The 20,541-nt window shown below is 63.6% G+C and carries 21 protein-coding genes; 6 read left to right on the forward strand and 15 right to left on the reverse strand.

What is annotated here, in order from left to right:
- Positions 1-5 precede the first annotated feature (5 nt).
- Genes ABH939_RS08930 through rfbD form a run of 3 tightly spaced genes read right to left on the reverse strand, consistent with a single transcriptional unit; the run spans position 6 to position 2,882 of the window.
- Positions 6-1,088: a sugar phosphate nucleotidyltransferase gene (locus ABH939_RS08930; protein ID WP_037125580.1), complete on the reverse strand. Its 1,083-nt coding sequence runs from the start codon at positions 1,086-1,088 to the stop codon at positions 6-8.
- Complete coding sequence (locus ABH939_RS08935; RefSeq protein ID WP_003940999.1) at positions 1,085-1,999, reverse strand: glycosyltransferase family 2 protein; 915 nt, start codon at positions 1,997-1,999, stop codon at positions 1,085-1,087. The genes ABH939_RS08930 and ABH939_RS08935 overlap by 4 nt, the downstream gene beginning before the upstream one ends.
- 43 nt (positions 2,000-2,042) lie before the next feature.
- Positions 2,043-2,882 carry a dTDP-4-dehydrorhamnose reductase gene (rfbD, locus tag ABH939_RS08940; RefSeq protein WP_054802243.1) on the reverse strand — a complete coding sequence of 280 codons (840 nt, stop codon included), beginning with the start codon at positions 2,880-2,882 and terminating at the stop codon, positions 2,043-2,045.
- Between the two features lie 114 nt (positions 2,883-2,996).
- Between rfbD and ABH939_RS08945 the strand changes: the two genes are divergently transcribed.
- Both ABH939_RS08945 and ABH939_RS08950 read left to right on the forward strand, forming a co-directional pair.
- Positions 2,997-4,481, forward strand: coding sequence for an LCP family protein (locus ABH939_RS08945; protein WP_037125651.1), 1,485 nt, complete (start codon positions 2,997-2,999; stop codon positions 4,479-4,481).
- 38 nt (positions 4,482-4,519) lie between these two features.
- Positions 4,520-5,233, forward strand: coding sequence for a TIGR03089 family protein (locus ABH939_RS08950; RefSeq protein ID WP_003940786.1), 714 nt, complete (start codon positions 4,520-4,522; stop codon positions 5,231-5,233).
- 3 nt (positions 5,234-5,236) lie between these two features.
- On the opposite strand, the gene ABH939_RS08955 is transcribed toward ABH939_RS08950, so the two are convergent.
- The 7 genes from ABH939_RS08955 to ABH939_RS08985 form a co-directional block, all read right to left on the reverse strand.
- On the reverse strand, positions 5,237-7,687 hold the full coding sequence (locus tag ABH939_RS08955; protein WP_404649562.1) for an ABC transporter permease: 2,451 nt from the start codon (positions 7,685-7,687) through the stop codon (positions 5,237-5,239).
- Positions 7,684-8,481, reverse strand: coding sequence for an ABC transporter ATP-binding protein (locus tag ABH939_RS08960; RefSeq protein ID WP_042450120.1), 798 nt, complete (start codon positions 8,479-8,481; stop codon positions 7,684-7,686). Before ABH939_RS08960 ends, ABH939_RS08955 begins: the two co-directional genes overlap by 4 nt.
- A gap of 134 nt (positions 8,482-8,615) precedes the next feature.
- Positions 8,616-9,308, reverse strand: a complete 693-nt coding sequence (locus tag ABH939_RS08965; protein WP_003940960.1) for a response regulator transcription factor — start codon at positions 9,306-9,308, stop codon at positions 8,616-8,618.
- A gap of 35 nt (positions 9,309-9,343) precedes the next feature.
- Entirely contained in the window at positions 9,344-10,531 is a 1,188-nt protein-coding gene (locus ABH939_RS08970) for a sensor histidine kinase (protein ID WP_063316640.1), read from the reverse strand.
- Between the two features lie 35 nt (positions 10,532-10,566).
- Complete coding sequence (locus ABH939_RS08975; RefSeq protein ID WP_058039082.1) at positions 10,567-10,944, reverse strand: hypothetical protein; 378 nt, start codon at positions 10,942-10,944, stop codon at positions 10,567-10,569.
- A 7-nt stretch (positions 10,945-10,951) separates the two neighbouring features.
- Complete coding sequence (purE, locus tag ABH939_RS08980) at positions 10,952-11,464, reverse strand: 5-(carboxyamino)imidazole ribonucleotide mutase (protein WP_039973205.1); 513 nt, start codon at positions 11,462-11,464, stop codon at positions 10,952-10,954.
- On the reverse strand, positions 11,448-12,647 hold the full coding sequence (locus tag ABH939_RS08985; protein WP_404649599.1) for a 5-(carboxyamino)imidazole ribonucleotide synthase: 1,200 nt from the start codon (positions 12,645-12,647) through the stop codon (positions 11,448-11,450). Before ABH939_RS08985 ends, purE begins: the two co-directional genes overlap by 17 nt.
- 191 nt (positions 12,648-12,838) lie before the next feature.
- On the opposite strand from ABH939_RS08985, the gene ABH939_RS08990 reads away from it, so the two are divergent.
- Positions 12,839-13,438 (forward strand): GtrA family protein, encoded by a 600-nt coding sequence (locus tag ABH939_RS08990; RefSeq protein WP_007731156.1) that lies wholly within the window; start codon positions 12,839-12,841, stop codon positions 13,436-13,438.
- 26 nt (positions 13,439-13,464) lie between these two features.
- On the opposite strand, the gene ABH939_RS08995 is transcribed toward ABH939_RS08990, so the two are convergent.
- The 5 genes from ABH939_RS08995 to ABH939_RS09015 all read right to left on the reverse strand — a co-directional run bounded on the left by ABH939_RS08995 (position 13,465) and on the right by ABH939_RS09015 (position 17,720).
- The gene (locus ABH939_RS08995) at positions 13,465-14,787 is read right to left on the reverse strand and encodes a HAMP domain-containing sensor histidine kinase (RefSeq protein WP_003940828.1); all 1,323 of its coding nucleotides are present in this window, start codon (positions 14,785-14,787) and stop codon (positions 13,465-13,467) included.
- Between the two features lie 26 nt (positions 14,788-14,813).
- The gene (locus tag ABH939_RS09000; RefSeq protein WP_003940916.1) at positions 14,814-15,494 is read right to left on the reverse strand and encodes a response regulator transcription factor; all 681 of its coding nucleotides are present in this window, start codon (positions 15,492-15,494) and stop codon (positions 14,814-14,816) included.
- 37 nt (positions 15,495-15,531) lie between these two features.
- Entirely contained in the window at positions 15,532-16,098 is a 567-nt protein-coding gene (locus tag ABH939_RS09005; protein WP_003941034.1) for a PH domain-containing protein, read from the reverse strand.
- Positions 16,099-16,172: 74 nt separating this feature from the next.
- Positions 16,173-16,748, reverse strand: coding sequence for an HdeD family acid-resistance protein (locus tag ABH939_RS09010; protein ID WP_003941007.1), 576 nt, complete (start codon positions 16,746-16,748; stop codon positions 16,173-16,175).
- Between the two features lie 117 nt (positions 16,749-16,865).
- Entirely contained in the window at positions 16,866-17,720 is an 855-nt protein-coding gene (locus ABH939_RS09015) for a biotin--[acetyl-CoA-carboxylase] ligase (protein ID WP_003940755.1), read from the reverse strand.
- 115 nt (positions 17,721-17,835) lie between these two features.
- On the opposite strand from ABH939_RS09015, the gene ABH939_RS09020 reads away from it, so the two are divergent.
- The 3 genes from ABH939_RS09020 to ABH939_RS09030 are packed head-to-tail and all read left to right on the forward strand — an operon-like array spanning position 17,836 to position 20,472.
- Complete coding sequence (locus ABH939_RS09020; RefSeq protein WP_003940853.1) at positions 17,836-19,476, forward strand: acyl-CoA carboxylase subunit beta; 1,641 nt, start codon at positions 17,836-17,838, stop codon at positions 19,474-19,476.
- Complete coding sequence (locus ABH939_RS09025) at positions 19,473-19,814, forward strand: acyl-CoA carboxylase subunit epsilon (protein ID WP_404649563.1); 342 nt, start codon at positions 19,473-19,475, stop codon at positions 19,812-19,814. The genes ABH939_RS09020 and ABH939_RS09025 overlap by 4 nt, the downstream gene beginning before the upstream one ends.
- Before the next feature lie 16 nt (positions 19,815-19,830).
- The gene (locus ABH939_RS09030; protein ID WP_007731146.1) at positions 19,831-20,472 is read left to right on the forward strand and encodes a nucleoside triphosphate pyrophosphatase; all 642 of its coding nucleotides are present in this window, start codon (positions 19,831-19,833) and stop codon (positions 20,470-20,472) included.
- The last annotated feature ends 69 nt before the right edge of the window (positions 20,473-20,541 follow it).

Here is a 20,541-nt window from a genome sequence, read left to right on the forward strand (position 1 = left end):
AACGATCACACATCTGTGCTGAAGCGCACGCCACCGTCCGGCAGCGTCACCCCCGGCCACACGCGTGCGCCGCGCAACAATTCACACCGCGCACCGATGTCCGCGCCGTCGCCGATGACAGCGTCGCGGACCAGCGCTCGGGGTCCGATACGGACGCCGAATCCGAGGATCGATCGTTCGACCACCGCCCCGGCTTCCACAACGGCGCCGTCGAAGAGAATTGCACCGTCGAGGCGAGCGCCTGCACCAACTTCTGCGCCTCGACCGACAACCGTGCCGCCGATCAGAACAGCGCCCGGCGCGATTCCGGCCCCGGGGTGAACCAGCGACTCGCCGCGCGGACCTTCGAGAGCCGGCGAAGGTGCGATACCTCGCACCAGGTCGGCGGAACCGCGAACGAAGTCCTCGGGGGTTCCCATGTCACGCCAGTACGACGAGTCGACGTGGCCGAACACCCGCTTGCCCTCGGCCAGGAGATTCGGGAACACCTCGCGCTCGACCGATACCGGTCGTCCTTCGGGGATCTGTTCGATGATCTCGCGCTTGAAGACGTAGCAGCCGGCGTTGATCTGATCCGTCGGCGGATCCTGAGTCTTCTCCAGGAATGCCGAGACTCGTCCGTCCTCGTCGGTCGGAACACAACCGAATGCTCGCGGGTCTCCCACACGAACCAGATGCAGGGTCACGTCGGCGTCCGTCTTCTCGTGGGTCTCGAGAATGCCGTTCAGATCGGTGCCACCGAGCACGTCGCCGTTGAACACCATGACGTTGTCACCGCGCAACTTCGGCAGAACGTTGCGGATTCCGCCACCGGTGCCCAGCGGTTCGGTCTCGAAGACGTAGTCGATCTCGAGGCCCATCTTGGAGCCGTCGCCGAAGTAGTCCTCGAATACCTCTGCCTTGAAGGACGTTCCGAGCACGACGTGCTTGATTCCGGCTGCCTCGATGCGGGCGAGCAGGTGCGTCAGGAACGGCAGGCCGGCGGTCGGAAGCATCGGCTTGGGTGCCGACAGCGTCAGCGGACGCAGCCGAGTGCCTTTGCCGCCTACCAGGATTACGGCGTCGGTCGGATTCGGATCGGACATCATTTTCCCCCGTGGTTCGAAACTGATGGGTTGTCGGTCGAGTTGTCGGTGCGAGCGCGCTCGCGAACTGCAGAAGCTACGGCGATCTTGGATCGCACCGCGAGGCCACCGCGCAAGGCAAGTCGTAGCGGAGCCTGCCACCAGTGCGGATGGCGATCAGCCTGGAACTGGTACGCACTGCGATGATGGGCAGGCAACATCAGTTCCGGATGACGTCCTGCCGCATGGCCTTTGGCATGGGTGACGACGGCCGAGGGGACGAATACGTTGAGCCACCCGGCTTTTCCGAGGCGGTCACCGAAGTCCACGTCCTCCATGTACATGAAGTAACGAGAGTCGAAACCTGAGATGGTGTCGAAGGCGTCGCGTCGCACCAGCAGGCACGACCCGGAAAGCCACCCCACTGCACGCTCGGTGACGGCCTCGTTCTCCTGACGGTAACGAGCAGTCCACGGGTTCTTCGGCCATACGGTACCGAGCAACGCGTGCCCGACGCCCGAGGTGATGTCGGGCACCGTTCGCGCCGACGGATAGACACTGCCGTCCGGTTCGAGGACCTTCGGCCCCAGTGCACCGGCCCTTGGCCACCGATTTGCCGCAGCCACCAATTCGTCGAGTGAACCGGGTGCCCATTGGACGTCCGGGTTGGAAATCACGACGAATTCGATCGACGAATCGATCTCCGCTACAGCCCGATTTATCGCTCCCCCGTACCCGATGTTTCCGCCGGTTCGAAGCAGACGGACATGCTCGTACTTGGCATCGGCGGCCTCGGGGGCACCATCGGTCGACCCATTGTCGGCCATGATGACCTGGGGTTTTTCTGTCGTCGCCACAGCGAGCGTGCTCAAGAAATTCTCGAGATGCTCGCCTGGCGAGTAGGTCACCGTTACCACGGCCAGCTTGGGACTCACGCCGGTCAGCCTAGCCGTCCGCGGCCACTGTCCCGAACAATGCTCACGCCAGAGCGGCGTGCAGAGCCTCTCGCCACGGACGCAGCGGCGTCATTCCCGCGGTAACCCACGCGCGCTCGGACAAGACCGAATATGCCGGGCGCGGGGCAGGGCGTACGAACTCCGCACTACTGCACGGGCGCACCCGAGCAGGGTCTGCTCCGATCTCCTCGAAAACAGCTCGCGCCAACTCGTACCAACTTGCTTGCCCGCCGTTCGTCACGTGGAATGTCGACGCACCCGTGAAGTCCAGCAGCGCGAGTTCGACGATGCCGCCGGCCAGATCGACGCTGTACGTGGGTGACCCGATCTGGTCGTCCACGACGTTCACGAATTCGCGTTCGGCTTCGAGCCTTCTCATCGTGGCGACAAAATCCGTGCCGACACCGGAATACACCCACGCGGTGCGGACAACGGCCGCGTCAGCCCCCGACTCTCGAACAGCGATCTCGCCGTCCAGTTTGGTTCGGCCGTAGACCGTCGCGGGACCGGTCGGTGCATCGACGTCGTATGGCGAGCTTGCATCGCCCGGAAAGACGTAGTCCGTCGAAACGTGGATCAACCGCGAACCCGCCCGCGCACAGGCTTGCGCGAGATTCCGCGGTCCGATCTCGTTGACCGCCCTCGCCGCCTCCTGGTCGGTCTCGGCAGCATCGACGGCCGTGTACGCAGCGCAGTTGATCAGCACCGAATCAGGCGAGACGAAGTCGTCAACCGCGCGGCTGTCGGTGATGTCGAGCTCGCGGGAACCGACGGCCGTCACAGTGTGACCCGCCGACGTTGCGAGAGCATCGATACGTGTTCCGAGCTGCCCTCGGGCGCCGGTGAGCAGGATATTCGTCACACGGTTGAGTCTGGCACGCCGCGTCGAGGTACCCGCGGCCGAGCATCGGACCAGTAACCTGAAGGGGTGTCCCACCAGCAACCGCAGCGCCGCGCGCGTCCACGACCTGCGCCGATTCGGACCAAGACGAGCCCGGCTCGCATAGCGGTCGCGGTGCTGTCCGTGCTCGTACTGCTGGTCACCGGGTTCGCGTGGCGGGGTGTGGACTCGTTGAGAAACAGCCTTGCCACTGCCAGCGGACTCGGCCTCGGTGGCGGCAAGGACGGCGCCATCGACATTCTGATGGTGGGAACGGACAGTCGAACGGACGCGCACGGCAACCCGCTCTCACAAAGCGAGCTCGACTCGTTGCGCGCAGGTGAGGAAGTTGCGTCCAATACCGACACCATCATCTTGATCCGCGTCCCCAACGACGGGAGTTCCGCGACCGCGATCTCGATTCCCCGCGACGCGTACGTCAACGTCCCGGGTATCGGTATGTCGAAGATCAACGCCGCGTTCGGTGCCACCAAGGAAACCGAACGGCTGAAGTTGGTCAACAACGGGTCGTCCGACAGCGACGCAGACAAGAAGTCGACGGAAGCCGGCCGGACCGCGCTCATCGGAGCGGTGGCGAATCTGACCGGCATCACCGTCGATCACTACGCCGAAGTCGGACTACTCGGATTCGTCCTGCTGACCAACGCAGTGGGCGGAGTCGACGTGTGCCTCAACGCGCCGGTAGACGAACCGATGTCCGGAGCCAATTTCGCGGCCGGGAAACAGACACTCGACGGTGCCGACGCGCTGAGCTTCGTGCGACAACGACACGATCTTCCTCGCGGCGACCTGGACCGGATCGTTCGCCAGCAGGTGTTCATGGCTTCTCTCGTCAGCAAGGTACTCAGCGCAAAAACCCTCAGTGACCCCGGCAAGCTCAGTCAGCTGACCTCGGCTGTCCAGCGTTCCGTCGTGATCGACGACGACTGGGACATCATCGAGTTCGCCAAGCAGTTGCAGAATCTGGCCGGCGGCAAGGTGCAATTCGAGACAATTCCCGTTCTCGACATCAACGGCATGACCGATTACGGCGAGTCCATCGTCAAGGTCGATCCCAAGGCCGTCAAGAAGTACATCGCGGGATTGGTCGGCGCCGACAGCGAGGACTCGGAGGAGACCTCCGAAGCACCGACCACGGTGAATGCGTCCTCGATCACTGTCGACGTCGCAAACGCCAGTGACATCGCAGGGTTGGCCAGCGGGGTTTCCGAAGCGTTGAGTGCCCTCGGATACAAGCAGGGTCAGGTCGGCAACAACACCGGCTCCGACGTCACCGAATCTACGGTGTTCGCAAAGTCCGCGGACGACGACGCAGCACTCGCGGTGGCCGAGGCACTCGGCGGTCTGACGGTCAAGGCGGATTCGTCATTGTCCTCGGGCAAGGTTCGGGTTGTCATTGCCGAGGACTACAGCGGCCCGCAGTCCGCGGACGCGGTATCCCCGCCCGAAGGAGCGACAAGCACGACTGAATCGTCGAGCACCACCGAGACCAGCCCCACTCCCGCCCCTCCCGGCCCGCCGATCGACGCGGCCTCCAACGGCCCGCGCTGTGTCAACTGAAAAATTGTGTGAACTGAACGGCTGCGTAAGCTGACGACGTGCCTTCGCCTGTAGACAACCTGACCGACGCCCTCCTCGGACCGATCCTGGCTGCCGACCCGGCCGGCCCTCGCGTGACCTACTACGACGACGCCACCGGCGAGCGCATCGAATTGTCTGCGAGCACTCTGGCCAACTGGGCGGCAAAGACAGCGAATATGGTCCGCGACGAGTTCGCTCTCGAGCCGGGCGGCAAAGTTGCCGTGCTGCTTCCCGCGCACTGGCAGAGCGTCGCCGTCTTGCTGGGTGTGTGGTGGGCAGGCGGTGAGGTGGTCCTCTCCCCCGACGCCGACGCCGAACTGGCTTTCGTCACTGCCGACCGACTGGACGATGTTGCGGACGTACCGGAGGTAGCCGCACTCTCACTCGACGCGTTCGGCAAAGGTTTGAGCGATCTTCCGCTCGGCGTCGCCGACTACGCAACCTCCATCCGTGTGCACGGCGACCAGTTCCGTAGCGCCGGAGCCGGTTCGGCGCTCGAAGGCCGGTCCGTAGCGGACACGATCGACGCGGCACGGGCATCGGCGAAGAACGTCGAATTGGTGTCGACGGATCGTGTCCTCTCCAGTCGCACGTGGGACACGGCAGACGAATTGATCGACGGGCTTCTGGCAGTTCTCGCCGCGGGCGCCTCACTCGTGCAGGTGGCCCACCCGGACGCGGAAGCTACCGCGCGCCGAGTGGGCACCGAGAAGGTCACGAAACAGTTCTGAACGCTAGCTCGCGAGAGCTGTTACCGGTGACACCAGCCCCGCCCGCCTAGCGGGGAGCAGTGACGCGATCACACCGCAGATTCCGCCGATCAACACGATGGCTACCAACTGCACCCACGGCACTGCGCTGAGGGCGACGTCCTCGATCCCGAATACCGATGCGGTACCGGCTGCACCGAACACCATCCCGAACAGCACTCCGATCACCGATGCGACTCCTGCCACGAGCAGCGCTTCCCAGATCAACATGGCTCGAATTCCCTTCTTGGTCAGTCCGAGTGCGCGAAGCAGTCCGGATTCGCGGCGCCGTTCGAGAACGGACAGTGCCATGGTGTTTCCGACGCCGATCAAAGCGATCAACACCGCTACCGACAGCAATCCGGCAACCACCATGAGCATGGTGTCGAGGATCGAATCGAGAGCTGAACGCATCTCGGTCATGCCCTGAACATCGCTGCCCGGCGCTTCCTGGCGTGCCAGTTCCGTGATGCGGTCGGTGGCGGCCAAAGCCTGTTCGTCAGTATCCGTCCCCAGCCTTACCCAGTACGAATCGGTGGTCGGCGCGGTGGCCGCTGCACCGAGATCGCCTCGATCCAGTAGTGCTGGTTGACCTTTCACGCCCTCGACCACGCTGACGTTCACGACGCCGCGATCCCCACGCACCGTCGCCGTATCGCCCGCCGAGAGCTTGTATTCGGTCAGGTCAGCGGGCGAGAGCACCAACTGACCGGCCGCGGGTACCGAGATCTCGGTACGCAGAACATCTTTCACCCGCGCAGCGTCGACGCCGAATCCGGCCAACGAACCGCGCCCGTCGATCGTCAGTTCGGCCTTGTCCAGACCGCTCACCGCGCCGACACCGTTGACCGCGGCGATGTCTGTGCCCAACCCTGCGGGAAGCGGTGCCGAACCTGAACTGCTCACCATGACGTCGACGGGGAATTGACTGTCCATCGCCGCGGGTGCGGCTTCCTTGACCGTCGCGATTCCCACGACGAGCGTGCTCGTCAAGGCAACACCGATCAACAATGCGGTGGCCGTCGCCGAGGTGCGGCGTGGGTTCCTACCGGCGTTGCCTGCTGCCAGGCTTCCCACCGGACCGATCAGTCTCGCCAACACTCCGCCGGCCGCATTGATCAGTGCAGGCACGATTCGACCGGACAGTGCCGCGATCCCCAGGAACGAGAACAATCCACCGGCGGTTGCGGCCGGCACCTGCTGATTCGTCACTCCCAGGACGGTCATCGCGATGCCCGCGAGCAGGGTCACGACGCCGAGAACCCGGCGCACCACCGATACCTGAACGCTCTCGGGCTTGGACTCCATCGGCTGCAGTGCTGCCAGCGGGGAGAGCCTCGTTGCCGCCCGCCCGGGCGCAGATGCAGCGAGCATCGTCATCACGATGCCGACGGCAAGACCGACGAGCACGGTCACCGGGGTGACGCTCAGTGACGAAAGAGGAACCGGCACATCTGCGGCCGTTGCTACGCGACCGATTGCCCAGGCAAGTCCGACACCGAGTCCGACGCCGATCACCGAGGCGATCACGCCGACCGCCGCGGCTTCACTGCGAATGCTCCGGCGAACCTGTTTGGCCGTGGCGCCGACGCATCGCAGCAACGCAAGTTCCTGAGTGCGCGCCGCGAGCAGCACGGCAAATGTATTGGCGATCACCAGCGCGGCAACAACAACGGCGATGGCGCCGAAGGCGAGCAACACCGTGCTGAGGATCTTGGTGCCGCCCATGTATTCGGCTGCGGCGTTGTCTGTGGCTTCTTCGCCGGTCAGCACGGTGGAGTCCGCGGGCAACGCGCTCGAGATCGAATCCACGAGTTCTTGCTGAGAGCGTGAACCGTCACCGGCGACACGGAACTCACGTTCGGCACTGTCACCGGCCCACGCGCTCACCTGCTCGGCGGTGGTGAATATCTTGATCCCGCCCAGTCGTTGCGCCGAACCGGAGAGGTCGACCAGTCCGACTACCTCCGCGGTGGGTGCGGCGGCACCGACCGTCGAATCCCGTGCCGTGACTGTGATTCGGGCACCGATCGGTATCCCGGAGTCCGCGCTCACCAACACCTGCCCCAGACCAGCCGGAATCGATCCCTCCGACACCTTCTCCCAACGCAATTCGGGATTGTCGACAATCGAGAGCGCATCCCCGTAGGACGCGCCCTTTGCCTCGGAGTCGACACGAACATAGGTCGACACGTCGTCGGCCACCGCCGAGACGCCCGGCACCGCGCTCAGCAGTGCTTCTGTCACGCCTGGACCGGACGCGACGACATCTGTGGTTTCGTATTGCGTCGCAAGTGATTTGCTCACACTCGCGTCGACAGTCGAGCTCAAGGTCAAAGTCGCGACGATGTATCCGACGGCGATCACCACCGCGAGTATCGACGCCACATAGCGCCCGGCATGTGCCCGCGCCTGCGCAAACGCCAGACCTCTCATCGCAGTGCACCCGAAACTGCAGGAACATCGGCCAGGTCGTCGGCACCGAGAGCTCGCATGGCACCGATCACCGAGTCGACGGTGGGATGGTCGATCTCTCCGGCTATACGCCCGTCCGCGATCAACACGACTCGATCCGCGTACGACGCCGCCACCGGATCGTGTGTCACCATCACGACCGTCTGACCGGTCTCCCGGACACTGGTGCGCAAGAGTCCCAGAACCTCTGTCCCGGAACGGGAATCCAGGTTGCCGGTAGGCTCGTCGGCAAAGATCACGTCGGGCTGCGGCAGTAGTGCGCGGGCGACGGCTACGCGTTGCTGCTGACCGCCGGACAATTCGTGCGGCAGGTGGTCGAGGCGCTGCGACAGGCCCAGCTTTCCGATCACCTCGTCCATCCACTCGGGCGAGGGTTCACTACCTGCCAGCTTCATCGGCAGCAGCATGTTCTCCCGAGCAGTGAGCACCGGTAGCAGGTTGAACGCTTGGAAGACGAATCCGATCCGCTCGCGTCGCAGTTCGGTGAGCTCCGTGTCGCCGAGTTTCGTGACTTCGGTGTCGCCCAGGAAAACCTGCCCACCCGAGACCGTGTCGAGTCCGGCCAGGCAGTGCATGAGCGTCGACTTTCCGGAGCCGGACGGGCCCATGATCGCGGTGAACCGCTCGCGACCGAAGTCCACGTCGACTCCGCCGAGCGCGTGAACCGTGGTCTCACCGGTGCCGTACACCTTGGTGACACCGCGGGCAGTGATCGCCGGCACTGCGGCTGGTTCCGTCGTGGTGTGCGCATGCATTTTTTGCCCTCCGTAAAGCTTCTCGCTATGACGGAATCGACGTTATTGCAGCGCAAGTGGTCTCCGCGTCGGAGTGCGGGGCGATCTTGGAGAGCCCGGTGTCATCCCGGGGTAGGACTGGACAGGGCGGCGTGTCAGCCCTCGGTGCCGAGGAGATCTGCGCGCCGGACAAGTCCGATCTGGAAGGCGAAGACGACTGCCTGTACACGATCACGAGAATGAGTCTTTGAAAGAACCCGTCCGACATGGGTTTTCACTGTCGTCTCGGAGACGTGGAATTTCGCAGCGATCTCCGAATTCGACAGCCCGTACGCCATGGCTTCGAGCACCTCGACCTCGCGCGGCGTCAACTCTTCGGGCAACTGCGCTTCGGGCGCCGAGCCTTCCAGAAGTGGCCCGACGTGCTGAAGCAGTCGCCGAGTGGCCCGGGCTTCGATCACCGCGTCCCCGCGGTGCACGGTGCGGATGGCGTCGAGCAACTGCTCCGGTGGCACGTCCTTGAGCAGGAAACCACTGGCGCCCGCCCGGATAGCCGACATCACGTACTCGTCGTTGTCGAAGGTGGTGAGCACCACGACCTTCGGCGCATCGGGGTCGGCCAGGAGCCGACGAGTCGCCTCGATGCCGTCCATCTTCGGCATCTGGACATCCATCAGAACGACGTCGACATGACGGGCGGCCAACTCGGTCAGCGCCTGCTGACCGTCCGAAGCCTCGACAACCACCGACAGATCCGGCTGTGAGTCGATGACCATTCGAAAACCTGCGCGGACCAGCTGCTGATCGTCGATCAGTGCCACTGCGATCGGAGCCACGTGTTCGTCCATGCCACTCACCTTAAGACCTTCGGACGTTTCAAGACCTACCCAGACGTTCGTTCGTACGGCAAGACGGCCCGGACGCTGTATCCGCCGCCTGATTTCGGTCCGGCGGTCACTTTGCCTCCGTGCAGCTTGGCTCGCTCGGCCATTCCGATCAGTCCCTGTCCGCCTGGTGACGATTCGACCAGCGCGGCGCTGCCGCCTCGTCCGTCGTCGGTGATACCGAGAACGAGTTCGGTTTCAGCCCATGTCATCTCGACGCTCGCCTGTGCTCCAGGCCCCGCATGTTTGAGAACGTTCGTCAGCGATTCCTGCACGATGCGATACGCCGTCAACCCCGCACCCGCAGAGAGTTCGCGTGGTTCCCCGGTCACGCTGACGGCGATGTCGAGTCCGCTGCTGCGTAACTCGTGGAAGAGACTGTCGATGTCGCCGGCGCCCGGGATCACCGAGAAATCACGGGGCGTGTCCTCACGCAGGACGGACAGCAGCGATCGCATGTCGGTCAACGCTTGGCGGCCGGTGGAGGCAATTGTTTCGAGTGCCTGAATTGCAGCCTGAGGATCCTTGGCCGCGCTGTAGCGTCCACCGTCGGCCTGAGCGATGACAACGGTCAACGAATGCGCGACGATGTCGTGCATCTCGCGCGCAATCCTCGAGCGTTCGCTGATCGTCGCGATTTCCGCTTCCTGCGCACGCTCGAGTTCGAGCAACCGTGCGCGCTCGGTCAGACCTTCCAATTGTTTGGTACGAACTCGACGCAAATCACCGAACGCCCAGACCGCGAGCATGAAGATCATGACGGCCACGGACTGCATGACCTGCGAGGACATCGGGATTCCGTCGTAGCCGAAGTATCGAACAGTCCCGGCAATCGAGCCGAGCAACGCGAGCACCAGCCCGGTGAGTGAACTCCACCGAGCACCATAGGCGGCCAGCGCGTACAGGGAGATGGGGACGACAACGGCCGATGCGAGCAGTGTGTTGCCGATGAAGATCACGTGTAGAACTGCGAACCCTGCGATCACCATGCCGGAGAGTTCGGGGCGCGAGCGTCGCCACGCCAACGGAACGGTCATACCCAGCGAGATGAACACCGCCAGCGGACTCGCCTCGACCGCAACGACAACGCTGAACAGTGCGGCAACCGTCGCAATGCAGATGTCCACACCGCGAGCATGTTCCGCGCTCCAGCGGACGAAGCGTTCACTAGTCGGAAAACGAGCCATGCCGCCAAGAGTAGCTTTTACTGACGAGCTTTCACTCAGGTGCGGTAACCGCCGTCTTCGAGACCGGCCTCGATTTCGAAGCGGTTGCGCGGCCCGCGATGACGCAGTTCCTCACGCAGGTACAACAACCCGAATATGATTCCGTACCTGGCCCATTGGTCTGCATGAACGGCCTCGTGACGAAGGACGGATCGAGTCGTGTTCCGCCGCGTGAGATATACACCACCGAGAGTTGTTCCGCCTCTGGCGAACCCGCAGCGCAGTCCGGAGGCGACAAAGATTCCGAACTCGTCGTCGAAGCGGATGTCCGCGCCGAGAATCCTGGCGTACAGCAGGGCGACGCGGGTGACGAACGCGGACTGCGCGCTGCCCCGACTCGCTCGGATCAGCGGCAGCCCGCGTCGTGCACACACGAGAAGATCAGCCCAGCAGTTTTTCGCGGAGCGCCTTGTCCTTGTCGAGCACCATCGACTCGAGGCTCTCCTGGAACGCCACCATCCGCTGCTGCAGTGCGGGATCCGAAGCACCGAGAATCCGAGCAGCCAGCAGACCGGCGTTGCGAGCGCCGCCGATCGACACTGTCGCCACCGGGACGCCGGCCGGCATCTGGACGATCGAAAGCAGCGAATCCATACCGTCGAGGTACTTGAGCGGCACCGGAACACCGATGACGGGCAACGGCGTGGCCGAGGCAACCATGCCCGGAAGATGCGCGGCGCCACCGGCACCGGCGATGATGACCTTGATTCCGCGGCCGGAAGCTTCCTTGGCGTAGTCGAGCATCCGCTGAGGCGTGCGGTGCGCCGAGACGACACCGACCTCGAAGCGGATACCGAACTCGGCCAAAGCTTCGGCTGCAGCTTCCATGGTCGGCCAATCCGAATCGCTGCCCATGATCAGGCCGACCTGCGCGCTCTCACTCACCGTGTACATCCCATCCGTCGGTCCAAACTGCGTACGAAAGCCAATGTGCTGCGCGCTCGGCGCGTTCCCGAACTGCGGCAACGTAATTCGGATCGTCGATGGATCCGGCGACGCCCACGATGTTGACGTGTCCGATCTTGCGATCCTTGCGCTCACCCTTGCCGTACAGGTGGATCTTCGCGTCAGGCATCCGCGCGAACAGGTGATGGACGCGCTCGTCCATCGTCATCTCGGGAGCTTCCGGCGCACCGAGAACGTTGGCCATCACGGTGACCGGCGCGATCGGCGACGTATCTCCGAGCGGGTAGTCGAGAACCGCGCGCAGGTGCTGCTCGAACTGAGAGGTGCGGGCGCCGTCCATCGTCCAGTGACCGGAGTTGTGCGGGCGCATGGCCAGCTCGTTGACCACGAGAGTGCCGTCGGTCGTCTCGAAGAGTTCGACGGCCATCGAGCCGACAACACCGAGCTCGGACGCGATGCGCAACGCCAATTGTTCGGCTTCCTCGGCAACGGCACTCGAAAGGGCGGGAGCAGGTGCGATCACGACGGCGCACTGGCCGTTTCGCTGAACCGTTTCCACGACCGGCCACGTAGCGCCCTGTCCGAACGGCGACCGCGCCACCATGGCGGACAGTTCCCGACGCATCGAGACCATTTCCTCGACGATCAGCGGAACACCCTTGTCCAGCTGCTCGGTGACGATGGCTTCTGCTTCGTCCTGATCGTCGGTGATCCAGACTCCGCGGCCGTCGTAGCCTCCGCGAGTTGCCTTGATGACAAGCGGCCAACCGTGTTGCGCACCGAAACGCACGACGTCTTCTGCCCACGTCACTTCGGCGTACGCAGGTACGGGCGCGCCCAGTTCGGCAAGTTTGCGACGCATCAGCAGTTTGTCCTGAGCGAAGATCAGAGCCTGCGGCGGCGGCTGAACGTTCACGCCTTCGGCGACAAGAACCTCGAGATGCTCCGTGGGCACGTGCTCGTGGTCGAACGTCAACGCGTTGGAACCGACCGCTGCGCGTCGAAGAGCGTCGAGGTCGGTGTGGCTGCCGAGCACGACGTCGGGGCTGACCTGAGCTGCCGGCTCGTCCGAAGTCCCGGAGAGCACTCGGAGCGTCTGGCCCAGGGCCACCGCCGCCTGGTGAGTCATCCTGGCCAACTGTCCGCCACCGATCATGGTGACGACGGGCATGGATGCTTTTGCCGGTCGAGGGGTGGTCGGGCGGGCGGGGATCTGCGCGGGATCGTTGTTGCCGGTCACGGCTCTCTATGTTGTCATGTGCCGCGTTCGCCCGTTCATTCAGCGTTCCCAATCTGTGATTCTGCTGATGAATCCGCGGCAAATTGGTGGTAACGCGGTTTCGTTTCGTAAACTCGTCTGTTGTGCCTTTTGTCGACGGGGTCATTGCCCGCATACCCCAACCGTTTCGTGACATCGCTCTGCGTCACAGCGAGCTGATCAAATTCGCGATCGTCGGCGGAACGACCTTCCTCATCGACTCGGGCATCTTCTACACACTCAAGCTGTCGATCCTCGAATCCAAGCCGATCACGGCCAAGATCATCGCCGGCGTCGTCGCGGTGATCGCGTCGTACATTCTCAACCGCGAGTGGTCGTTCAAGAACCGTGGTGGCCGTGAACCAGCGCACGAAGCTGCGCTGTTCTTCATCATCAGCGCCATCGGTGTCGTCATCAGCTTCATCCCGCTGTACATCTCCAGTTACGTCTTCAACCTGCGCGTACCCGAAGTCAGCCTGGCGACGGAGAACATCGCCGACTTCATCAGTGCATATGTCATCGGCAACCTGCTGCAGATGGCGTTCCGATTCTGGGCCTTCCGCAAGTTCGTGTTTCCCGACGAGAATCCGGAACCGCTCGAGCTGTCCGACACCACAGGATTGTCCGAAACCACAGCGTTATCCGAAACCACGGCGCCTGACCCGGTAATTCCTGACGCCGAAGAGGAGCTCGGGCACTCCTGAGTTTTCCGTCTGCGCCGGCCTTTCGGTCAGCGCGGTTCGCGGCGCGGAACGACGTCCGCGGTCGGCGCCGTGTTGGCCACCGGCAGGAAGACGGCGAACAAGGCAGGCTTACGCCTCTGCAGTTCCAGTCGGCCCCCGTCGGCTTCGATCAGTGCACGTGCGAGCGCCAACCCGACGCCGGTGGACCCCGCCCCCGAAAATCCTCTGTCGAAGATGTGCGGCGCCAGATCGTTCTCCACGCCGGAGCCTTCGTCGGTGACCTCGACGCACACCATCGAGTCACGGCGAGACGAACTGCGACCCGTACCGTCGATCAATCGCACCGACACCGTGCACGTGCCTTCACCGTGTTCGAACGAATTGTCGACCAGAACGGAAACAGCTTCACGCAGACGCGAGCCTGTGGTCGCGGCCATCACCGTGCGATCGCCGCGTAGGCGCAGCCTGCGTCCCTCTCCGTCGAACTGAGCCTGCCAGTCGCGAGTCACCTGTTCCAGCTCGCCGACTACCGACACCAGACTCGCCGATGACCCACTGGTGCGCGACGAGCGAATCAGGTCGTCGATTCCGTCGGTGAGCCTGTCCACTTGCGCCATGGCTTCCTCGGCCTCGTTCACGACGTCAGGATCTTCGTGAACGGACAACTCGTCCAGGCGCAGCCGCACTGCAGTCAGTCGACTGCGCAGTTGATGCGAGACGTCCGCAACCAGCGCGCGCTCTCGTTGCAGCCGCACGGAGATCTCCACGGTTGCCGCATCGAGGACGTCGGACACGCGGTCGAGTTCGGGGATGTCGTGCCGACGAGGATCCGGCCGGAAGTCGCCTTCGGCGAGGCGCGCCGCCCGGTCGGCCACATCCTGCAGCGGATCGGCAAGCCGACGCGCAGTGACCACAGCTACCACGGTGCCTGCCGTGATGGACAGAAGCACGAGCACGCCGACAGCCATCACCGCTTGTTTCTGCTGGGTGCGCAGGTTCTCCGACGGCACCTCGAGGCGCAACGAGCCGGACGTTCCCATCGCGAGCGATTCGACGAGTGCGTTCTTGACCGTCGCCTCACCGACGTCGACGCGTGCGGCGCCGTCGACGACGGTCGGATACACGACAACGAGGCGCCCGTCGTTCGGGGTGAGAACCTTGAGCGAATCTGTGTTCAACGCACCTTCGACGAGTCCGTTCGTCCCCTCTTGCGCGATGACCTCAGCGGCCATCCGGTCGAGGCGCACCCGGAGATCACTTCGCGTCACGTCCTCCACCCAGAGCCACGCCGTGTAGATCAGCGGAACCCCCAGCAGCAACGCCGTCATGATCACGACAGCGAGAATCGACTGCAATATGCGACGCCGCATGCCGGCAGTTCCTGATTCTCGAGAAGTTAGTCGGTGTTGATTCGGAAACCGACACCGCGGACGGTGGCAATCCTGCGTTCCACTGCGGGGCCCTCGTCGCCGATCTTGCGGCGCAGCCACGACATGTGCATGTCGAGCGTCTTCGATCCACGAAGCTCGACGTCGCCCCACACCTCACGAAGGATCGTATCGCGCGAGACCACTTCCCCGGCGTGCTCGAGGAGGACCCGCAGAAGCTCGTATTCCTTGTTGGCCAAGGCGATTTCGGAGCCGTTGACGAGTACGCGTCGTGCCGCGGGCTCGAGCCTGATGCCACCGACCTCGACGATCGTGTCCTCGCGGCCACCGTGGCGACGCAGGAGTGCTCGCACACGTGCCATCAACTCGGCGAGACGAAACGGCTTGCTGACGTAGTCGTCGGCGCCCGCGTCCAACCCGACCACGAAGTCGACTTCGTCGGTCCTGGCGGTCAACATCAGCACGGCGAGCGAGGTGCGATGCGCACGAATCTGTCGGCAGACCTCGAGGCCGTCCATGCCCGGAAGGCCGAGATCGAGAATCAACAGGTCGAAATCACCTTCGAGCGCCTGCTGCAACGCAGCGGGTCCGGTCGGTTCGACCGTCACCGAATACCCTTCACGCCCCAAGGCGCGGGAAAGGGGTGCAGCAATGGCCTCGTCGTCTTCGGCTAGCAATACGGCAGTCACACGAACAGACTACGGACAACACGCCTTTGCACGTTGATTACCAGCCATTTCGATCGTTCGGGTCGTCGTTTTCACCTGACGGCCACTGCGGTGCCTGCGAGGGTGGCTGCTGCATGGAATCGAAAACCTGGTGATACAGCAGGGCGTGAACGTGCTCGACGTCAGGAATGTCGTCGAACTCGAGCGGATCGTCACTGGCAGATGCGATGACCAGAGTTCCGGTCTTGAGCATTCGATCGATCAGGCCGTGACGGAACTGAACATTGCTGATCCGCCCCATGGGAATGTCGATACCCGTGTGCGTGAGCACTCCGTGGCGGATGAGCACTCGCCGATCGGTGACGATGAAATGCGTGAACTTCCAAACCGTGAAGGGCGCAACCGACCGCCAGGCCACGACACCGAGCCAGATGATTCCGACGGCAATGGACGACACGGTGCGAGCCGTGCCGTCCAATCTCGTCTGTGCGAGGCCCAGCAAGAACCCGGCGACGGCCGTCGCAAGCACGAACGTCAGCGCCGGAAGCACCAACATCTTCCAATGAGGATGGCGATGCAGTATCAGTTCCTCGTCCTGAGCGAGGGCGTCTTCGGGATATCCCATGACGGGAAGTCTGCCACCCCGCACCGACTTTCAGACACACCGACTTTCAGGCACACCCGTCTTCAGGGCAACGCTCAGGGCTGCGCGATCTTTCGCAGCACCAACGGGGTCACGACGATGATGATGCCGTACAGCACCATCCACACGCCGACCACGATGCGGAAGACGTCGAGCGAGAGTTCGGGCTGCAGAAGGACGATTGCACCCGCGACGATGCTGATGACTCCGAGCACGATCGACAGACCGCGATCGACGGTGTGCCCGGACGCCGCGTCGACCAGATCGAGAACGCCACGGAATACCCACCAGGCACCGATCACCAACGCGATCAGAACCACCGTCTGCAAAGGGCTACGGAGAACCAGGAATCCGAGGAGCACTGCCAACGCGCCGGAGATCGCGACGAGCGTGCGAGTTCCACCCGAAGCCGTCACGTCCGCGAACGAACGGATGATCTGAACGATTCCGAATCCGAACAGCTGGATCGCAATGACAACCGCGACCACGAACAGCGTGGCATCCGGCCACGCGAGTACCGCGATACCCAGTCCCAATGTGAGGACACCGAGCAGCACCGTCACGCCGGTGAGTACGCGGCGAGCGCTCTCGGCCGTCTCGGCTTCGGTCGGAACAACGATCGGTGTGGTCATGACGCCCCTAGGCAGCTCGGTAAATCCCGCAGTTGAGTGAAATGAAGGACGGACGGTTGGTTCAAAACCGGTCCGGGCCAAAAATTAGCACTTTGGTGCCAGAAAATCCGGCAACGTTCACGATTCGGTGACCGGGGCGGCGCGAAGGTGCGTGATATCACCCGCTGCGACCGCAAAGGTCTCCCCATCTGTTCCCTCGATTTCGATGACGACGCGTCCGGAAGTGTCGACGTCGGTCGCGATACCGAACACCTCCTTGTCGCCCGGCAAGACCGCGCGGACTCGTTTGCCCAGCGTCCCGCAGCGCTGCCGGTATTCGGCAGCCAACACAGATGTATCCCATTTCGACGATTCCCAAGCACGGAATTGCGTTGCCAATTCACGGGCGATTGCGCGAACGAGAGTGTCGCGGTCGACAGTCGATGCTTCTTCGATCAGCAGTGACGTAGCGGTCGGGACGGGCAGCTCCTCGACGCCGAGGCTCACGTTCAGCCCGATCCCCACCACCACCGCGGGATCGGGCGCCGTCCTCGCCACCTCGGCCAGAATGCCGGCGACCTTCTTGTCACCGATGAGGACGTCGTTCGGCCACTTGAGTTCTGCGGGCACTTCGGCCACGTTGCGCAGCGCGTCGACGACCGCGATTCCCGACAATAGCGGGAGCCAACCCATGTCCGCGAGATTCATTCCGGGCATCGACAGCAGAACCGACATCGAGATCTGCGCTTGCGGCGGACTCACCCACGTGCGCGAATGACGGCCACGGGCACTCGCCTGATATTCGGCGATCAGAACGTGACGGTCGGCATCCGGATCTGCCGCTCGCGCAAGGAGATCCGCGTTCGTCGAACCGGTCTCCTCGACAACGTCGAGGCGGTTCCAGAAAACGCGCGCGTCGTCGTTGTCACTGCGCACGAGTGCGCGTCGTAGGGCATTGCCGTCGAGGGGCGGTCGGTTCAAGTCGGTCCACATAGCCCCAGCCTATGACGACGGCGAGAATGTACTGGTCAGTAGCTTGAGCCTGCAAGACAGCGACAATCGGACCTGCCTTCGAAGCCCCCCACGCACTCTCGTTAAGCTCACGTCCATGACCACTGTCCAAGAGCCGAACGCGCCGGAGGCGGCGGCCGCACCCGATATCCACACGACCGCGGGAAAGCTCGCGGACCTGCGGAATCGCCAAGCCCAGGCGCAGGCACCGAGCGGCGAAGCCGCCATCGACAAGGTGCACGCCAAAGGCAAGCTGACCGCCCGCGAGCGCATCACCGCCCTCCTCGACGAGGGCTCCTTCGTCGAACTCGACGCACTGGCACGGCACCGAAGTGTGAACTTCGGTCTCGCTGACAACCGCCCGGTCGGCGACGGCGTCGTCACCGGTTACGGCACCATCGACGGCCGCGACGTCTGTGTCTTCTCACAGGACGCCACCGTTTTCGGCGGATCGCTCGGCGAAATCTACGGTGAGAAGATCGTCAAGGTCATGGACCTCGCGATCCGCACCGGACGGCCCCTCGTCGGCATCAACGAAGGTGCAGGCGCGCGCATTCAGGAAGGCGTCGTCTCGCTCGGCCTCTACGGCGAGATCTTCCACCGCAACGTCCAGGCCTCGGGTGTCATCCCCCAGATCTCACTGATCATGGGACCCGCCGCCGGCGGCCACGTGTACTCCCCCGCACTGACCGACTTCGTCGTGATGGTCGACGAGACCTCCCAGATGTTCGTCACCGGCCCCGACGTCATCAAGACGGTCACCGGTGAAGACGTCACGATGGAAGACCTCGGCGGTGCTCGCACCCACATGGTCAAGTCCGGCGTCGCCCACTACGTCGCTTCCGGCGAGCAGGACGCACTCGACTACGTCAAGGACCTGCTCAGCTACCTGCCGTCCAACAACCAGGCAGCGGCTCCCCGCGGCGAGATCACCGACCCCATCGTCGGTTCGATCGAAGACAGCCTGACCGCCGAGGACATCGAACTCGACACCCTCATCCCGGACTCGGCCAACCAGCCGTACGACATGCACGAGGTCATCCGTCGCATCCTCGACGACGACGAGTTCCTCGAGGTCCAGGCCGAGCGCGCGATGAACATCATCGTCGGTTTCGGTCGCGTCGACGGACGCTCGGTCGGCATCGTCGCCAACCAGCCCACCCAGTTCGCGGGCTGCCTCGACATCGACGCCTCAGAGAAGGCCGCTCGCTTCGTGCGTACCTGCGACGCGTTCAACGTCCCGATCATCACCCTCGTCGACGTTCCCGGTTTCCTCCCCGGAACCGAGCAGGAATACAACGGCATCATCCGCCGCGGCGCGAAGCTCCTCTACGCATACGGAGAAGCAACGGTCGGCAAGATCACGGTCATCACCCGCAAGGCTTACGGCGGAGCGTACGACGTCATGGGCTCCAAGCACATGGGCGCCGACGTGAACCTGGCATGGCCGACCGCTCAGATCGCCGTCATGGGTGCATCCGGAGCTGTCGGATTCGTCTACCGCAAGCAGCTTCTCGAAGCCGCGAAGAACGGCGAAGACGTCGATGCATTGCGCCTCAAGCTGCAGAACGAGTACGAGGACACACTCGTCAACCCGTACGTCGCCGCTGAGCGCGGATACGTCGACGCTGTCATTCCTCCGTCGCACACCCGCGGTCAAATCGTTTCCGCGTTGCGACTGCTAGAGCGCAAGGCCGTTTCCCTTCCGCCCAAGAAGCATGGGAACATTCCCCTATGACCGCAACCACCGAGGACATTCTCAGCGAAGATGTCGCACTGGCGGAGACTGCACCGACCAACGGTGCGGTCGTCGAGGGAACCGCGACGGATGCTTCGCTCACGGAGCTGACCGAGACGTCGACCTCCGACGCGTCGGTCATCAAGATCGTCAAGGGTTCGCCCACGGACGTCGAGATCACGGCACTGGTCAGCGTGCTTGCTGCGGCTGCCGGCAGCGGTCAAGCTCCCGAGTCGAACGTTCCCGCGGAGACCTGGGGCGATCCGACTCAGTTCCACCGCACGCGTGCGCCGTTCTCGCCGTACGCGTACCTGAACCCCGCGATCCGTCGCAGCTGACGATCACTCTGCTGACGTGACTCAACTGGTTCTGGCTTCAGCGTCCCCGGCTCGCCTCGCAGTTCTGCGGGCGGCCGGGGTTTCGCCGCTTGTGCGTGTCTCCGGCGTCGACGAGGACAAGATCGCCGACAACCTCGGACCCGACGCCGCCCCCGAAAAAGTCGTGACGGTACTGGCGGAGGCCAAGGCCGCCGAGATCGTTCCCGGTCTTGCCGCCGACAATCTCACCGACGTAGTCGTTGTCGGGTGCGATTCGATGCTCCTGATCGACGGGCAACTTCAAGGCAAGCCGGGCAGCGTCGATATCGCCCGAAAGCGATGGGCCGCAATGGCCGGACGCAGCGCCACTCTCTTGACCGGGCACTGTGTCCTACGCGTCGCCGACGGCCGCATCGTCCGCATGGCCTCGGATCACAGCGCAACAGTGGTTCATTTCGCGCAACCGTCCACCGAAGATCTCGAGGCATACCTGGCAACGGGCGAGCCGCTCCAAGTCGCCGGAGCATTCACGCTCGACAGTCTCGGCGGCTGGTTCGTGGAGAGGATCGAGGGTGATCCCTCGAGTGTCATCGGTATCGGATTACCTTTGGTACGAACACTTCTCGAGCGTGTCGGGGTTTCCGTCTCGGATCTCTGGCGCACGCAGAGCATCTTCTGACGCGTTTTCTCCAAGCACGTTTTCTCTAAGCACCACTGACCAGCCCCGCATCGGGTCCATGCCGATGCG

The sequence above is a fragment of the Rhodococcus sp. 27YEA6 genome (genome assembly GCF_044908235.1).
Lineage (GTDB): Bacteria > Actinomycetota > Actinomycetes > Mycobacteriales > Mycobacteriaceae > Rhodococcus_F > Rhodococcus_F qingshengii.

What these genes read in the sequence shown, in the direction of transcription:
- ABH939_RS08930 (WP_037125580.1), bottom strand. Translation starts at nt 1,088, where the DNA reads ATGATGTCCGATCCGAATCCGACCGACGCCGTAATCCTGGTAGGCGGC.
- ABH939_RS08955 (WP_404649562.1), bottom strand. Translation starts at nt 7,687, where the DNA reads ATGAGAGGTCTGGCGTTTGCGCAGGCGCGGGCACATGCCGGGCGCTAT.
- ABH939_RS08960 (WP_042450120.1), bottom strand. Translation starts at nt 8,481, where the DNA reads ATGCATGCGCACACCACGACGGAACCAGCCGCAGTGCCGGCGATCACT.
- ABH939_RS08965 (WP_003940960.1), bottom strand. Translation starts at nt 9,308, where the DNA reads ATGGACGAACACGTGGCTCCGATCGCAGTGGCACTGATCGACGATCAG.
- ABH939_RS08970 (WP_063316640.1), bottom strand. Translation starts at nt 10,531, where the DNA reads ATGGCTCGTTTTCCGACTAGTGAACGCTTCGTCCGCTGGAGCGCGGAA.
- purE (WP_039973205.1), bottom strand. Translation starts at nt 11,464, where the DNA reads ATGTACACGGTGAGTGAGAGCGCGCAGGTCGGCCTGATCATGGGCAGC.
- ABH939_RS08985 (WP_404649599.1), bottom strand. Translation starts at nt 12,647, where the DNA reads ATGCCCGTCGTCACCATGATCGGTGGCGGACAGTTGGCCAGGATGACT.
- ABH939_RS08995 (WP_003940828.1), bottom strand. Translation starts at nt 14,787, where the DNA reads ATGCGGCGTCGCATATTGCAGTCGATTCTCGCTGTCGTGATCATGACG.
- ABH939_RS09005 (WP_003941034.1), bottom strand. Translation starts at nt 16,098, where the DNA reads ATGGGATATCCCGAAGACGCCCTCGCTCAGGACGAGGAACTGATACTG.
- ABH939_RS09010 (WP_003941007.1), bottom strand. Translation starts at nt 16,748, where the DNA reads ATGACCACACCGATCGTTGTTCCGACCGAAGCCGAGACGGCCGAGAGC.
- ABH939_RS09015 (WP_003940755.1), bottom strand. Translation starts at nt 17,720, where the DNA reads ATGTGGACCGACTTGAACCGACCGCCCCTCGACGGCAATGCCCTACGA.
- ABH939_RS09020 (WP_003940853.1), top strand. Translation starts at nt 17,836, where the DNA reads ATGACCACTGTCCAAGAGCCGAACGCGCCGGAGGCGGCGGCCGCACCC.
- ABH939_RS09025 (WP_404649563.1), top strand. Translation starts at nt 19,473, where the DNA reads ATGACCGCAACCACCGAGGACATTCTCAGCGAAGATGTCGCACTGGCG.